General features: G+C 60.9%; 12 protein-coding genes. 9 read left to right on the top strand and 3 right to left on the bottom strand.

From position 1 onward, the window contains the following. Positions 1-125: 125 nt before the first annotated feature. The gene (locus ACZ495_RS07555; RefSeq protein ID WP_394026141.1) at positions 126-1,067 is read right to left on the bottom strand and encodes an ACP S-malonyltransferase; all 942 of its coding nucleotides are present in this window, start codon (positions 1,065-1,067) and stop codon (positions 126-128) included. A gap of 449 nt (positions 1,068-1,516) precedes the next feature. Between ACZ495_RS07555 and ACZ495_RS07550 the strand changes: the two genes are divergently transcribed. Continuing rightward, complete coding sequence (locus ACZ495_RS07550) at positions 1,517-2,215, top strand: 16S rRNA (guanine(527)-N(7))-methyltransferase RsmG (RefSeq protein WP_072311880.1); 699 nt, start codon at positions 1,517-1,519, stop codon at positions 2,213-2,215. A 1-nt stretch (position 2,216) separates the two neighbouring features. Then, positions 2,217-4,664, top strand: a complete 2,448-nt coding sequence (locus ACZ495_RS07545) for an STT3 domain-containing protein (protein WP_464262000.1) — start codon at positions 2,217-2,219, stop codon at positions 4,662-4,664. 27 nt (positions 4,665-4,691) lie between these two features. On the opposite strand, the gene ACZ495_RS07540 is transcribed toward ACZ495_RS07545, so the two are convergent. Next, entirely contained in the window at positions 4,692-5,165 is a 474-nt protein-coding gene (locus ACZ495_RS07540; RefSeq protein ID WP_012624380.1) for a 23S rRNA (pseudouridine(1915)-N(3))-methyltransferase RlmH, read from the bottom strand. Between ACZ495_RS07540 and ACZ495_RS07535 the strand changes: the two genes are divergently transcribed. Further along, positions 5,164-5,835: an L-threonylcarbamoyladenylate synthase gene (locus tag ACZ495_RS07535; RefSeq protein ID WP_464261999.1), complete on the top strand. Its 672-nt coding sequence runs from the start codon at positions 5,164-5,166 to the stop codon at positions 5,833-5,835. The genes ACZ495_RS07540 and ACZ495_RS07535 overlap by 2 nt on opposite strands. Positions 5,836-5,861: 26 nt before the next feature. Here the strand turns inward: ACZ495_RS07535 and ACZ495_RS07530 are convergent, their stop codons facing one another. Continuing rightward, entirely contained in the window at positions 5,862-6,401 is a 540-nt protein-coding gene (locus ACZ495_RS07530) for a MarR family winged helix-turn-helix transcriptional regulator (protein WP_157735190.1), read from the bottom strand. A 138-nt stretch (positions 6,402-6,539) separates the two neighbouring features. On the opposite strand from ACZ495_RS07530, the gene ACZ495_RS07525 reads away from it, so the two are divergent. The 6 genes from ACZ495_RS07525 to ACZ495_RS07500 all read left to right on the top strand — a co-directional run bounded on the left by ACZ495_RS07525 (position 6,540) and on the right by ACZ495_RS07500 (position 13,407). Next, on the top strand, positions 6,540-7,178 hold the full coding sequence (locus tag ACZ495_RS07525; protein WP_012624383.1) for an NUDIX domain-containing protein: 639 nt from the start codon (positions 6,540-6,542) through the stop codon (positions 7,176-7,178). Continuing rightward, positions 7,178-9,043, top strand: a complete 1,866-nt coding sequence (locus ACZ495_RS07520) for a UbiD family decarboxylase (protein ID WP_464261998.1) — start codon at positions 7,178-7,180, stop codon at positions 9,041-9,043. Before ACZ495_RS07525 ends, ACZ495_RS07520 begins: the two co-directional genes overlap by 1 nt. Before the next feature lie 17 nt (positions 9,044-9,060). After that, positions 9,061-10,743: an NAD+ synthase gene (locus ACZ495_RS07515; protein ID WP_072311872.1), complete on the top strand. Its 1,683-nt coding sequence runs from the start codon at positions 9,061-9,063 to the stop codon at positions 10,741-10,743. A 336-nt stretch (positions 10,744-11,079) separates the two neighbouring features. Next, a complete protein-coding gene (gene glpX, locus ACZ495_RS07510) occupies positions 11,080-12,063 on the top strand; it encodes a class II fructose-bisphosphatase (RefSeq protein WP_012624386.1) in 984 nt (327 codons plus the stop codon). 27 nt (positions 12,064-12,090) lie between these two features. After that, on the top strand, positions 12,091-12,654 hold the full coding sequence (locus ACZ495_RS07505; protein WP_464261997.1) for a serine/threonine protein phosphatase: 564 nt from the start codon (positions 12,091-12,093) through the stop codon (positions 12,652-12,654). Between the two features lie 204 nt (positions 12,655-12,858). Then, positions 12,859-13,407 carry a V4R domain-containing protein gene (locus tag ACZ495_RS07500; RefSeq protein WP_296985474.1) on the top strand — a complete coding sequence of 183 codons (549 nt, stop codon included), beginning with the start codon at positions 12,859-12,861 and terminating at the stop codon, positions 13,405-13,407. Positions 13,408-13,866: the final 459 nt, after the last annotated feature.

The following is a 13,866-nucleotide window of genomic DNA, read 5'->3' as shown; positions in this document are numbered from 1 at the left end:
CAGTTCTCTGCATTCCGATGCCCGTGTGTATCCGGGGATTCGGCTCATAACAGTGTATTTTTGAAAAATCCAGAAATCCGGTAACTACGGAAGACCGCGCAGGGGCTGTCGGGCGGTCCGGTCTGCTATTCCGCCAGGGCTGCGGCACGTTCCGCATTGTTGACCAGCTGTATGTCAAGCTGGTCCGCAGCGGCGCGGTCGGTAAGGCAGGGGGGCACCATCTTGCCGAGCAGGGCCTTGGGACCAAGCTCAAGCCAGCGGCGCGCGCCGTTGTCATACTGATTGCGCATGGTGTCGATCCATTGCACGGACGAGGTCATCTGTGCCATCAGGCCCTCAAGGGCGCTTTCGCCTTCATGAACGGCCCTGCCGTGGGCGTTGCAGTAGACAGCAAAGCGGGGCTTGTTCCAGGTGGCCTTGCGCAGTTGCGGGGCGAATTCTTTGGAGGCTTCGGCCATGAGGGGGCTGTGGAAAGCACCGCTGACCTTAAGCTCAATGCCGCGGCCTTTCATTTCCTTGGCTTTCTGGCAGGCCATGGCCACAGCGGCTTTGGTGCCGCTGACTACGAGCTGGGCGGGAGTGTTGTAGTTGGCTACAATAATCAGCTCGCCGCACTGGGCCGCCGTATCGGCCACAATTTTTTCCACCTGGGGCAGGTCAAGCTTGAGCAGGGCGGCCATGGCTCCCTTGCCGTCAGGATCGGCTTCGGCCATCAGGCGGCCGCGCAGGCTGGTCAGTTCCAGTACGGCCTGGGGAGAAAGAACGCCCGCCGCAGCCATGGCGCTGAATTCTCCAAGGCTGTGTCCGGCGGCGCCCAGAGGCTTCACGCGATTCGCCACAGCGTTCCAGAGGTTCAGGTTTACCACGGTCAGGGCCGGTTGCAGGGCGCGGGTGTCGCTCATGGCGGCATCATCGCCCTCCCAGTATATTTCGCGCAGGGGCAGGGAGCTTGCACGCTCGGCCTGTTTCCAGAGGTTCATGGCCTCTGTGGAGGCCTCGGCCAGATCGCGGCCCATACCTGCTTCCTGTGAACCCTGACCGGGAAAGAGCAAAACGGCTTGTGACATTGGAATGTATCCTCCGGAAAGAATGGCGGACGCCGTAAAAATGGTCAAGATATACGCAGCACGTCCGCAAGCCCTCTTTTTTACGTTATCGGCGCGGGGCTTGCAAGTCCTGGTCGGCGGCGCTATGAGTATGCACCCGGCCTGCCGCCGGACGCCGGGCAGCCGCAGGCGCGAAGCCTTTTGCCATCAAGGCGGCTTACCTTTAAGAGTGTATGTTTTAACGGGTAAGGTACGCTTGATTCGGCGTTGAGCCACGCGGATAAACTGCGTTTACGCCTCCGTAGCGGACGCCTGCTCACCAGCCGCCAGGGCAGTTTCAAAGGCAAACTGTGCTCAAGCCGCCTGTGGACGGACGAAAAATACCGGCAGCGGCACGGCGGCGCAGTCGGCCTTGGCCGCCGGTACACGGCAGTTTAAAACGTACAATGCTACAGGAGCCTTGCAAGAACATGCAGCAGCACATGGTGGACAGAAAGGAACTGGCCCGGCTTGTGGCGTCCACGGGCGCGGATGTGCCCCAGGAAGCCCTGGAGCCTCTGGGGATATACCTTGAGATGCTCTGCCAGTGGAACAAGGCCATGAACCTTGTGGGACCGCACTCCTGGCAGAACATGCTGACCCGTCTGGTGGCGGACAGCTTTCACCTTGCTCCCTTTCTTTCCGGTCTGCCCATGCCCGCTGCGCCCCTGACGTGGGATCTCGGCGCAGGGGCCGGCCTGCCGGGCATTCCCCTGCGCATGTTGTGGCCTGACGGCTCCTATTATATGGTTGAAGTACGGGAAAAGCGCGCTCTTTTTCTTTCCAGTGTGCTTTCGCGCACGCATCTGCCCTGCACGCACGTGTTTCGCGGACCTGTGGAACACTTTTTTCAGGGGCAGTACTATCAGGCGGACTGCATCGTCAGCCGGGCCTTTATGCCCTGGCGGCAACTGCTTGACCTGACTCTGCCCCGCCTGCGGCGCGAAGGGCATCTGGTGATTCTGGCGCTGGAACCCGCGCCGGAAAAACTGCCTGCCCCCTGGCGGGTAGCCGCGCAGCACAGCTATACGGCGGCGGGCAGCGGGCGCTGGTTCTGGGCGCTCAGCCCGGACCTGCCGGAAAACGACCTCAAAACCTTCAGTGCCGGACAGCATGACGACGGAGCATAATATGCCCCATCAGAGCCTGGAAAACAGCTCTTCGGAGCAGGCAGCGAACCATCCTGCCTGCAATGCCGGCGGCTGCAATGATGCCGTTGCCCACACTGCCGAACATTCCTGCGCAACCTCCACTGCCCACAGCGTGGCCCTCCGCGAAAGGGGGCATCCGCTGGCGCTGCCGCGCGCCGTGCATCTGGGGTTGCCCCCCGGGCCGGACGTGGCGGGCTACTGGTTGCGGGGCTTTTTCTGGGGAGTTGTCACGCTTGTGCTGGCTTTCGGCCTGCGTATGCTGGAATGGCCCTGCTGGCAGGACCCCGAGTTTCGCCTGGGCAGCCAGTGGCTGCTCGCCACGCACGACGCCTATCACTGGGTGGCCGGGGCTGAGGGCATTGGCCTGGCCGTGGGGCATCCCATGGCCGAAATGCTCCGCTGGATGGCGGACGCCCTCGGAACCTATCCGGCGGCGGTGGCCTTCTGGTTTCCGGCGGTGCTGGCAAGCTTTGTGGCCCTCATTGTCTACGCCTGGGTATGGGCGCTGGGCAGCATGGAGGCGGGTGTGGCCGCGGGGCTGCTTACCTCGCTGGCGCCGGGCTTTTTGGCCCGGACATTACTTGGCTATTATGACACCGACCTTGTTACGCTGTTTTTCCCCCTGCTTATGACCCTTGCCCCGGCAAGCTGGGCCATGCGCTACATGCTGCTGCCCCAGATGGTGCTGCGCCGCATGGCTATCGGCGCAGGCATCATGACCGCACGGCGTCTGTTCAGCAGGGGGCTGCCCGAAGACAAGCTGGTCCGCCAGCTTGGGCAGGGCGAACACCTGGGTAATCCTTTACGTTGGCAATGGGTTGTGCTGCTGGGTTGCTCTGGCGTCATTTCGTGGTGGACCCAGGAATGGCATTCGGTTTTTCCGTATCTTATCCGCTATAACGTCATCCTGCTGGCTTTCATGAGCCTTATCATGGCCCCTCGCGGGCGCCGGGCCTTGCTGCTTCTGGGCAGTCTTGCCTACGCGCTGCCCACACTGACAGGGCCTGTGGGGCTTGTTTTCAGTCTGCTGCTTCTGCTGGCGGGTACGCGCCCCGGCCTGAAGGCACGGCGTGTGCTTTGCCGTCCGGGGGTGCTTTCCCTGCTGTGGGTGGGCGTGGCCTTTCTGTTGGTGCAGGGTGAAATTCTCACCACCCTCACCAACCACGTCAATGCCTACCTGAAGCATGCGGGCGATGCTAAAAGCACGGGAGAAGGGGCGGTGCTCATGTATCCCTCGGTGGCCCAGTCCATCATTGAGGTGCAGGACCTGAGCTTTGCCGCGCTGTTTCCCTATTTTCATCCCTGGATGGAAGCGTCCATTGTTGGCCTTCTTGGCTTTGTGGTGGTGATGGTGCGCCGGCCAGGCGCGCTGTTTCTGCTGCCGCTGGCCGCCTTGGGGCTTTTGAGCACCAAGCTTGGCGGGCGCATGGTCATGTTCGGCGCGCCTGTGGTGGCGGTGGGGCTGACCCTGCCGCTGTTCTGGACGTGGCAGCGGCTTTTGCGCACCAGCCTGCGGGGTTCCGTGGCGGGCCTGCTGACGTCGGCGGTGCTCATCGCCCTTATGGTGGCCCCCTTTGTGGACATGATACCTGCCATGTCGCAAGGGCCGATGATCAACCGGCGCCATGCAGAAGCCCTTACCCGCGCACGCACGATGACGCCCGAGGACTCCATGCTCTGGCTGTGGTGGGACTGGGGCTACGCCGCGCACTATTTCGCGCACCGTGCCACCATAGCTGATGGCGCACAGCACGCCGGGCCATCGCTTTATCTGCCCGCTGCCGTGTTCGCCACCGACAACGCCCGTTTTGCGCGCCAGCTTATCCGGTACACGGCGCAGCGCGGCAATGAGCCTGGCAATGTTTTTGAAGGGCTGGACGGAACGTCGGCCCAGGTGCTTATGGACCGGTTGCGGTCTGATGAAACGCCACTTATTGAGGCCAGAGGACGGCTTTTTGTGGTGGTGAGTTTTGAGATGCTGCGCCTGGGCTTCTGGATAAGCAATTTCGGCAACTGGAATTTTATTACCCATTCGGGCGAGGGCGGAGCACTTTCCATTGTGCCGCAGGAGCTTGCCTACCGGCTTGACTCAGGCGAAGTGCGCCTTGAGGGCAGCACCAGCGCCATTTATGCGTCGTCCATCAATGTATTTGAAGAAACGGGTGTTACCCGGCGCAATTATGTGCAGGAATGGTTTGACGCCCACCCCGATGCGTCGCCGCAGGAGCAGCAGGATTTTCTGTCCCGACGGCGCAACGTCAATTTTCTTTTCAACAGGATAACGGACGAAAAGCTGGCCATGGACGAGGGGCTGTACAATTCCCTTATGGTGCAGCTGCTGGTGGGCGACCCGCAAAGCCCGCGTTTTTCACCATACTTCAAGCTGGTGTACGATAATGTTTTCGCCAGGATTTACGAGGTATTGTAAAAAAGCAGCTTGCGGTATCCGGAAACGTCAATGGTGGTAGGGCACTTTGCGCAGGATGCATTCGGCGCGGTATATCTGCTCAAGCAGGACCACGCGGGCCAGTTCGTGGGGCAGGGTCATGTCCGAGAGGCTCAGGACCTTGAAGGCCCGCTGCCGCACGCTGTCGTCCAGGCCCCAGGCTCCGCCCACGACAAAGCAGGCCCTTCCGCGTGCCTCCTGATCCAGGCGGCGCAGCAGGGCGGCCAGTTGGGGCGACGAGAGCTTCTGGCCGTGTTCGTCCAGCACAAGGGCCACGTCCTGCGGCGCAAGAGCTTCAACGATGCGGCGTCCTTCAAGGGCGTTACGCTGGTCAGGAGGCAGGGCGGCATCGCCGTCGCGCACTTCAGTATATTCCAGATGCCGCCAGCGTTTGATGCGCGTAAGGTAGTGGGCTGCGGCGTCCTTCCAGAAAGGTGTTTTCAACTTGCCCACACTGATGCACCGTAAAGGTTTGCCTGCCATGTCTCTCCAAATAGTCTGCCGCGATCTGCAAGAGGCCGTTGCCTGCCTGCGCGGCGGTCATGCACTGATTTTTCCGACCGAAACATTTTATGGTCTCGGCTGCCTGGCTTCCGATGCCGCTGCCGTGAGCCGAATCTATCAGTTCAAGCGGCGTCCCGTCCATAAGCCCTTGCCCCTGCTGGCCGCCAGTGAGGAGCAGGTGCGCTCGGTAGCGCAGCTTGAGGCCATGCCGGAACCCTTGCGGGCCTTCTGGCCCGGGCCTCTTACCGTGCTGCTGCCCGCAAGGCAAGGTCTGCCTTCGCAACTGGTGAATGAGGCGGGGCAGGTGGCGGTGCGTGTAACCCCCCATCCCGTAGCTGCGGCTCTGGCGCAAGGGGCTGGCGGCCCGCTTACGGCAAGCAGCGCCAATCTTAACGGGCGGTCGCCCGTATGCGCTGTGGCGGACCTGGATCCGCAACTGCTGGCCGCGCTGCAGGATCTGGGGCAGTGCCCCTGTGTGGTCGCTGAAGGCCCACAGCCGCAAGGCGGTGTGCCTTCGTCCCTTGTGGAGCTTTTGCCGGAACAGGGCGAACGCCGTGCGGGCGCCTCATGCCGGCGGCTGCGCATTATCCGGTCCGGGGCGGTAAGCCGGGCTGCGCTGGAGGCGGCGGGCTTTACGGTGGAGCCGTAAGCAATGGGCCTGAGGGCAGGGGGCGGTCAGTTTTTGCTGAAGGCCGTGAGGCGGGCCAGAATATCGTCCAGAAAATGCGCAAAATTTTCCACAGTGGCGGCGTCGTGTCCGGCGGTGGCCTCTGCCACAACGCCGTCAAGGCGGCTGTGATAATACATGTGGTTTTCGTGCGCTGTCTTGCCTTTGTCTGTAAGGTAGACGTTGAGCCTGGTCATCTTGAGCGGGTCTTTTTCCTTGCGCACAAGTCCCTTGCGTTCAAGTTTGCGTAACATTTCAGACACGCTGCCCTTGGTGATGCCCAGTTTTTGCGCCAGTCCGCCCACATGTATTCCTTCGGTATTGTGGATGGTCATGATCATCTGGATTTCGCTCAGATGGATAGTGACATCAGTGCCGAAGGTACGGCATTGCCGCTCGAGCGCATAAAAGCGGTTCACCAGAGAAAGCAGGGTAAAGCAGATATGATTGTTATGCAGCCGCTGGATGGCCGGATCAGTCAGGTCGTTAAGGACGGCCTGGTGAATACGCAGCTCCACGTCTGTTTTTCTGGGGATTTTGTCGTGCATGCGCATTATGTATGGCAGCCATACATTGCTGTCAAGACAAGGCCCGCGCCATTGTCCGCTCTTGCGGCCCGGCGCGTGCTGGCTTAGTATGCCTGTGCCTGCGGCCTGCGCCGTGCGGCATGCAAGCCTGAGGTCAGCATGAAGAAAGACGTTGTCTGCCCGCATTGCGGCAAGCCGTATTCCTGTTTTCGCAATCCTGCGCCCACTGCCGACGTGGTCATTTACGAACCGGGCAGAGGGGTGGCTATTATCCGCCGCCGTCATGCCCCGGTGGGTTTTGCCCTGCCGGGAGGCTTTATTGACGAGGGTGAACAGGCCGAAGCCGCCGCTGTTCGCGAAATGCGCGAAGAAACCGGGCTGGATGTGGAATTGACAGGCCTGCTTGGCGTCTATTCGCGGCCCAAACGCGATCCGCGCCAGCATACGCTTACGGTGGTGTACACGGGCAGGGCGCGTAATCCCGAAGCCATCACGGCAGGGGATGACGCGGCCCATGCGGCTTTTTATCCGCTGGACGGCCTGCCCGAGCCGCTGGTTTTTGACCATGCGGAAATACTGGAACATTTCAGGCAGGTGCTGTCCGGGAAGCGGACCGTGGCGGCAGTGCAGCCTCTGGCCTGTCACCATCTGCCGTCTCTGGATGCCCAGAGCGGCTCTGACGCTGCCGGCTCCGGCGCTGCCTGCGGCTGCCGCGCGGCTGACGACCCTGCGGGGGCTGCCATAGCCGTTGCGCCCGGAGAGGCCGCATCCGGTAAAAGTGGAAAGGAGTTTTGTTGATGTCTTACCGCAACATGCAGGAATGCCTTGCCGATCTGGAAGCTCACGGCCACCTGAAGCGCATTGACGCAGAGGTGGATCCCTGTCTCGAGCTGGCGGCTATCCAGCGCCGTGCCTTCCGCGCCAATGCTCCGGCCCTGCTGTTCACGCGGGTAAAAGGCACATCCTTTCCCATGCTGTGCAATCTTTTCGGCACCCGCGAGCGCCTGCACTATATTTTCAGGGACAGCCTGCCCGCAGTGCATGCCGTGCTGGCGGCCAAGGCCGACCCGGCGGCCGCGCTTAAAACCCCCTGGCGCTCACTGGCTGCCGTTCCGGGATTGTGGCGTATGCTGCCGCGCACGCGCCACGCCGGAACAGGAGAGGGCGTGCCTGTGCTCGCACGGCGATGCGCCCCGGCCGATCTGCCCCGGCTCACCTGCTGGCCGATGGACGGCGGAGCTTTTATTACCCTGCCCCTGGTTTACACCGAAGACCCGGAAAAGCCGGGAACAGATGCCTCGAATCTGGGCATGTACCGGGTGCAGCAGAGCGGCAATGCCTATGCCCCGGACGAAATGGGCCTGCACTACCAGATCCACAGAGGCATCGGTGTGCATCATGCCCACGCCCTGGCCGCTGGCCGCCCGCTGCCTGTTCATGTGTATGTGGGCGGCCCGCCAAGTCTTACCGTGGCTGCGGTCATGCCGCTGCCCGAGGGGCTGAGCGAACTGCGCTTCGCCGGTCTGCTGGGCGGCCGCCGCATGGACCTTGCCCGGGTGGACGGCTTGCCCCTGCCGGTGCTGGCCGAAGCTGATTTTTGCATCAGCGGGCATGTTTTGCCCGGCCTGAAGCCCGAAGGCCCTTTTGGCGATCATGTGGGTTACTATAGCCTTACGCATGATTTTCCCGTGTTCAGGGTGGATGCCGTATACCACCGCGAAGGGGCAGTCTGGCCGTTTACGGCGGTGGGGCGCCCGCCTCAGGAAGATACTGTTTTCGGGGACTTTATTCATGAACTGACCGGCCCGCTTGTTCCCCAGGTTTTTCAGGGCGTACGCGAGGTGCATGCCGTGGACGCGGCCGGGGTTCACCCCCTGCTGCTGGCACTGGGCAGCGAACGCTATACGCCGTATGAGGCCGGGCGCAGGCCGCGCGAACTGCTCACAGCCGCCCTGCACCTGCTCGGAACCACACAGACGGCCCTTGCCAAATATGTTCTTGTGGCTGCGCACGAAGATGCTCCGGGTCTGAGCGCCCGCCATGCGCCGGAATTTTTGCGGCACATGCTGGAACGCGCGGATTTTTCCCGTGATCTGCACTTCATCACACACAGCACCAATGACACCCTGGATTATACGGGCCTTGGACTTAATGAGGGTTCCAAGCTCATATGGGCTTCGGCCGGTGAAAAACGGCGGACTCTGGGGTTGGAGCTTACCGGTCCGGCGGCGGATATGCCCTCGCTGCCCGAAGGTTTCGGGGATGTGCGGCTGGTCGGCCCCGGCATGCTTGTTGTGCGCGGTCCGGCGCATGCCCTTGGACGCAACCAGCAGGATCCCGGTGTCGAGGCGCTGGCGCAGGCCTTGGCCCGCTGGCCCGGCCGTGAGGCATTTCCGCTGGTTCTTGTTGTTGATGATGCGGATTTTTGCGCGGAAAATATGGACAATTTCCTTTGGGTGGCTTTTACCCGGTCTGACCCGGCCACGGATGTGTACGGCGCCCGCGCGCAGACGCGGGCCAAGCACTGGTCGTGTGAAGCCCCGCTGGTTATGGACGCCCGCCTGAAACCCTTCCACGCTCCCCCCCTGGAAGAGGACCCGGCCATCACCCGCAGGGTGGATGCGCTGGCTGCTCCGGGCGGGCCTTTGCACGGATATATCTAACTCGGGGGAGGCTGCGGATGAAGATAGCCCTTTTACAGTGCAACAGCGTTACCGGTGATGTCGCCGGAAACATGCAGCGCATTCTTGAAGCAAGCCGTCAGGCTGCGGCTGCCGGGGCCGAACTGTGCGTTACGCCGGAACTGGCCCTGTGCGGTGTGGCCCCCGGCCATTATCTCTGCGCTGAAGACTTCGCGGCAGGATGCCGCACGGCCCTGGACCTTCTCGCCCTGGAACTCAGGGATGGTCCGGCCCTGCTGGTGGGCGCGCCCGTACCCAGTGTTTACGCTTCGGGGCTGCTTTCCAATGCTGCCGTTCTTGTTGACAAGGGAAGCTGGCAGGTGGCCTCACGCAAGGTCTATCAGGGCGGCGCGCAGGGGATGGGGCCAGACACGGACGACAGCCGTTATTTTGACAGGGGCATCTCCTGCGGTATACTCACCATCGGTGGCTGGCGCATGGGGGTGGTGCTGTGCGAAGACGCACGCAGCGAAGAAGAGGCTTTCTGGAAAATACGTTACGCCAGCGGGCATAATCCGCTTATGGAACTGGTGCAGCGGGGCGTTGACGCTCTCGTTCACATGACTGCCGCGCCGTACAGCGAGGGGGCGCAGGCCGCGGGCGAGCACATGCTTTCACATGTGGCGGCCCGGCATCATGTGCATCTTTTTTCCGTCAATCTTGTGGGAGGCAACGACAGCCGCGTGTACAGCGGCCAGAGCCTCGCCTTTGACCCCACGGGTCAGTTGCTGGCGCGCGGCAAGGCTTTTGCCGAAGACGTCCTGGTGGTGGAAACCGCCGGAAGCGCCCCGGGCGGTGCATCGGGCGGCAAGGCTCCCGAGCCGTTGTCCAGTTGCGTTGAAGAAAATCTCTGGCACGCCCTTACCCTCGGCACGCGCGACTTTGTGCGCAAATGTGGCGCAGAAAAGGTAATCGTGGGCCTTTCGGGCGGTATGGATTCTTCGCTGGTGTGCTGCGTGGCCGTGGAGGCGCTGGGGGCAGAAAACGTCACCGGCGTACTCATGCCATCGCCTTACAGCAGTGAAGGTTCTGTCAGCGATGCCCATAGCCTGGCGCAAAATCTGGGCATACGTACCGTCACCCTGCCCATAGAATCTGTCATGAAGGTTTTTGAACAGGCCCTTGCTCCCGGGCTGGAGCTTTTCACATCCCGCCCGGGCGACACCACGTTTGAAAATCTTCAGGCACGCATTCGCGGTGTGGTTCTGTCATCTCTGGCAAACAGGGCGGGCGCTCTTGTACTCAACACGGGCAATAAAAGTGAAGCCGCCATGGGTTACAGCACCCTGTACGGCGACACTGTGGGCGCGCTTGCCGTCATTGGCGACCTGACAAAAACGCAGACCTATGCCGTGGCCCGGTGGTACAATGAGTACCGTCAGGCAGAGGTGATTCCGCAACAGGTTTTTGACAAGGCTCCTTCCGCAGAACTGCGGCCCGGCCAGAAGGATGAAGACAGCCTGCCGCCTTACGGGCAGCTTGATCCTGTACTCGAAGAGCTGCTGTTGCCCGGTGCTTCTTCTGCTGCGGCCAATATTTCACCCTTGCGGCTTGAGGTGCGGAACAGGCTTTTTGCGGCGGAATTCAAGCGCAGGCAGGAACCGTTGGCGCTTTTTGTAAGCCGCGTGCCTTTTGGTGCGGGCTGGCAGGCCCCGGTGGCGGGGCGCTATCGCCTGCCCTGAAGCTGAGCAGCTTTGAAATACTTTATGTTTCAAAGCTGTCATTCTGCCGGAAAATGCAATTTCGGCAGAATTCACGCCGCGTTACGCCACGCTGTACTCTCGTGCAGAGTGAGCGCATGTAAACTTTTTCAAAGGTAAAATGCTTCAGGCCCCGGGGCTGGGCCAGACGGGTTTTTGACAAGATATTCCGGCATCCGCAGGCAGGGCAATGATCATGCGGACTGCTGGGCGGCAGCGGAGCTTCGGGCGGCAGACCCGGGGGTTTTTTCTTGAAGCCGGCAGCGCGCTGGGGTAAGAGCAGTGTGTTGCATAACGCAGATACGAGTGGAGGAAGACATGGTGGAAGCACCGGAGAAAAATCTGGCCCTGGACATTGTGCGTATTACCGAGGCGGCGGCCCTGGCATCGGCCCGCTGGCTCGGGCGCGGAGACAAGGAGGCCGGAGACGGCGCTGCCGTGGACGCCATGCGCATCAGTTTTGCCACTCTGCACATTGACGGTCTTGTTATTATCGGCGAGGGCGAAAAAGATAATGCCCCCATGCTGTACAACGGCGAAAAGGTCGGCATGGGCGTGGGACCCAGCCTTGATGTGGCCGTTGACCCGGTGGAAGGCACGAGCCTGCTGGCTTACGGGCGTCCCAACGCCATTTCCGTCGTGGGCGTGGCCCCCAAGGGCAGCATGTTCAATCCTGGCCCCAGCTACTACATGCAAAAGCTCGTTGTGGCGCGCGAGGCGCGCAACGTCATTGATCTTGACGCTCCCGTCAAGGTCAACCTGGCCAACGTGGCAAAAGCTATGGGCAAGAGCGTGCAGGATCTTGTGGTTTTTGTGCTGGACAAGCCCCGGCATGAAAAGCTCATTGCCGAAATCCGCGAAGCCGGAGCGCGCATACAGCTGCAGACGGACGGCGACGTGGCCGGAGCGCTCATGGCTGTGGACCCCCGGTCCGAAGTGGACATCATGATGGGTACGGGCGGCACTCCTGAAGGTGTGCTGGCGGCCTGCGCCATCAAGGGCATGGGCGGGCAGATGCTGGCCCGGCTCGACCCCCAGTCCTATGTGGAAAAAGAGGCCATCAACGAGACGGGCATTGACGCACGCGAAGTGCTCACCGTTAACGATCTGGTGCGCAGCGACGACTGTTTTTTTGCCGCCACGGGCATTTCCGGCGGCGATTTTCTGCGCGGCGTCGGCTACAGCGCCAAATACGCCGTAACACATTCCCTTGTTTTGCGCGGCAAGACAGGAACGTTGCGGTATGTCGAGTCTTACCATAATATGGACAGACTCTCGAAATTCAGCGCGGTACGGTATTGAATGAATATTTTGTTGCGGATTTTCAGGATGTTCACAGGCCCTTCGGCCTTGCCATACATAAAAAATCCCGCATATACAGGCAACTTGGCCTCGCGCGCGGGAAGCTTCCTGGCGGCGGGGACTGCCCTTGTGTGCCTGCTGCTTGCCCCGGCCATGCCCGGCGAGGCGCATGCGGCAACTGCCGGGCAGGAGAAAAAGGCGGCGCGGCAGGCGGCCACGGTCTACGACAGACAACCGCCGGTGACAGATAAGGAACTGCTGGGTTTTCTTGATATTTTGCCGCACTTTCGTGCCTGGGCCAAGGCTGGCAATGAAGAGGCCCATCCCGTTCTTCGCAACGGCAAGGCAGATTTCATGTATTCGCCCAAGGCCGCTGCCTGGGTGCAGGAGCAAGGCTGGAACCCTGTGCGCTTTTTCTGCGTTATGGGACGGATGGCCGCCGCTCTTGCCATTGTTGAAGAGGGGAATGACATGACCGGGGTACGCTCCAGTGACATGCCTGAAGTTACAGAAGGCGAACTGGCGTTGGTCAGGCGGCATCTCGGCACCATGCTCAAGGTCAGCGGTGATGTGCCGCCGATAATTCGCTGATCCGGCTCATTGGCACGGCGCTGCTCCTGCTGCTTTGCAAGGGCGGGCCTGCTTTTTTTGGCAGCGGGCGGTTTGCGGGCTTTGGGCCTGCGGCTGCCCGCTGCTGGCATAATGCCGGGGGGCCGAAGACTTTTTTGTTTGCAGGGGTAAGGTCAATGCTGCTATCATGTACTCTGGCACTGACTCTGTAAAAGGCGGTTTTTCATGGCGACCCGGCGTTACGCTTTCAGTTGGGATTTTGTCGGCAATGTCCGTGAGGGCCGGCCCAATCTCGGTAACAGCGCCCGTATTGAAGTATACCGGCTGTTCCAGTATACCATGCGCGATGTTGTCGAGCTTCGGTATGGCACCGAGGCGTCAGAAGAAATCATGCGTGAATGCGGCGAACTGGCAGGCCGCAAATTCTGTGAGAGATTCATTGGCCCCTGCGAAAATTTTGATGATTTTGTGGCTACGGTACAACAGGTACTGCTGGACTTCGGCATCGGCATCCTGCGTGTAGAAACGGCAAATTATGAAACCTCCCACTTTACGCTGACTGTGGCAGAAGACTTGGATTGCTCCGGCTTACCTGATATGGAGCATACGGTCTGCCACTACGACGAGGGATTTCTTGCGGGAGTGCTGTTTTCGCATGCCGGAGTGGAATTTAACGTGCGCGAGATTGATTGCTGGTGCACCGGCGACCGCACCTGCCGGTTTGAAGCCCGGCCCAGGCAAAAACCGCAGCACACTGAAAAGACACCAGACTGAGCCGGCCCTGCTTTACCTGCCGGCAGGCAGTGCAGCTGAAGCCGCTCCTGATGTTCTGCACAAGTTTTTTTGCCCTGCGGCCGCAAAGTGTTTGTTGTGCCACTATCACGACTGTTTATAAAACAACTGGAACCGTACTTTCTTTACAGCCACTACATACGCCGCCGCTGCGCTGCCCCGCATTGTCCGTTTTTGGAAAGGATGCCGGGCGAGTTCCGTGTCGCGGAAAAAAATTATCAGACAATGCCGTTGTATGACAGAGCAGTGTTTTTTTACATTGCTCTGGCGGCTGTGTGGGCTGACGTCCGCCGCAGAGGCGGGCTTCATCTCTATCTGTTGCCGAAGGGCCTGCGGATGAAGGCATTGTTATATACTTGCACTCCAGAAGTTTTTGAGTTTCGTCATGCCTGTGTAAGGAGCAGGCATCTCTGCTGTTTTTGCCCGTAACGCCCTTTGCCG

It is taken from the genome of Desulfovibrio sp. GTC20076 (assembly GCF_055385905.1).
Note: the sequence above shows the minus strand (reverse complement) of the source record. Positions and strands in the feature narration are given on the sequence as shown.

What these genes read in the sequence shown, in the direction of transcription:
- ACZ495_RS07555 (WP_394026141.1), bottom strand. Translation starts at nt 1,067, where the DNA reads ATGTCACAAGCCGTTTTGCTCTTTCCCGGTCAGGGTTCACAGGAAGCA.
- ACZ495_RS07550 (WP_072311880.1), top strand. Translation starts at nt 1,517, where the DNA reads ATGCAGCAGCACATGGTGGACAGAAAGGAACTGGCCCGGCTTGTGGCG.
- ACZ495_RS07545 (WP_464262000.1), top strand. Translation starts at nt 2,217, where the DNA reads ATGCCCCATCAGAGCCTGGAAAACAGCTCTTCGGAGCAGGCAGCGAAC.
- ACZ495_RS07535 (WP_464261999.1), top strand. Translation starts at nt 5,164, where the DNA reads ATGTCTCTCCAAATAGTCTGCCGCGATCTGCAAGAGGCCGTTGCCTGC.
- ACZ495_RS07540 (WP_012624380.1), bottom strand. Translation starts at nt 5,165, where the DNA reads ATGGCAGGCAAACCTTTACGGTGCATCAGTGTGGGCAAGTTGAAAACA.
- ACZ495_RS07530 (WP_157735190.1), bottom strand. Translation starts at nt 6,401, where the DNA reads ATGCACGACAAAATCCCCAGAAAAACAGACGTGGAGCTGCGTATTCAC.
- ACZ495_RS07525 (WP_012624383.1), top strand. Translation starts at nt 6,540, where the DNA reads ATGAAGAAAGACGTTGTCTGCCCGCATTGCGGCAAGCCGTATTCCTGT.
- ACZ495_RS07520 (WP_464261998.1), top strand. Translation starts at nt 7,178, where the DNA reads ATGTCTTACCGCAACATGCAGGAATGCCTTGCCGATCTGGAAGCTCAC.
- ACZ495_RS07515 (WP_072311872.1), top strand. Translation starts at nt 9,061, where the DNA reads ATGAAGATAGCCCTTTTACAGTGCAACAGCGTTACCGGTGATGTCGCC.
- glpX (WP_012624386.1), top strand. Translation starts at nt 11,080, where the DNA reads ATGGTGGAAGCACCGGAGAAAAATCTGGCCCTGGACATTGTGCGTATT.
- ACZ495_RS07505 (WP_464261997.1), top strand. Translation starts at nt 12,091, where the DNA reads ATGTTCACAGGCCCTTCGGCCTTGCCATACATAAAAAATCCCGCATAT.
- ACZ495_RS07500 (WP_296985474.1), top strand. Translation starts at nt 12,859, where the DNA reads ATGGCGACCCGGCGTTACGCTTTCAGTTGGGATTTTGTCGGCAATGTC.